The organism is Halomonas sp. (assembly GCF_052095695.1).
Lineage (GTDB): Bacteria > Pseudomonadota > Gammaproteobacteria > Pseudomonadales > Halomonadaceae > Vreelandella.
Window position 1 is genome coordinate 1 of the sequence record NZ_JBQDLQ010000085.1, and the last position, 474, is coordinate 474.

The 474-nt window shown below is 48.1% G+C and carries 1 protein-coding gene; it reads right to left on the bottom strand.

Going from position 1 to position 474, the window contains the following annotated elements; all coding sequences use genetic code 11:
* The coding region (gene infC, locus ACTH5D_RS14400; RefSeq protein ID WP_441672440.1) for a translation initiation factor IF-3 at positions 1-474 on the bottom strand (474 nt) is incomplete at both ends.

Sequence of the window (474 nt, forward strand, 5' to 3'; positions counted from 1 at the left end):
GGGGCAATAATCATGATCATCTGGCGCCCTTCCATTTTCGGGAAAGACTCTACCAAACCGATCTCTTCCAGGTCAGCCGCAATCCTTTCCATCAGCTTACGCCCGATGTCTTGGTGCGCCATTTCACGACCACGGAAGCGCAATGTGACTTTGCCCTTATCACCACCTTCAAGAAAGCGCGTCAGGTTTTTCAGCTTGACCTGATAATCGCCCTCATCGGTGCCAGGGCGGAATTTAACTTCCTTAACCTGGATTTGCTTTTGCTTCTTCTTTTGAGCCGCTTTCTGCTTCTTGCTCTCAAAAACGAACTTACCGTAATCCATTATCTTGCAGACAATGGGATCGGCATTTGAAATTTGCACGAGATCTAAGTTTTCGGATTCAGCACGCTCTAACGCTTCGGTGGTAGGCACTACACCTAACTGCTCACCGTCGCTACCAATAAGACGTACTTCTTCTTCAACAATTCGCTCG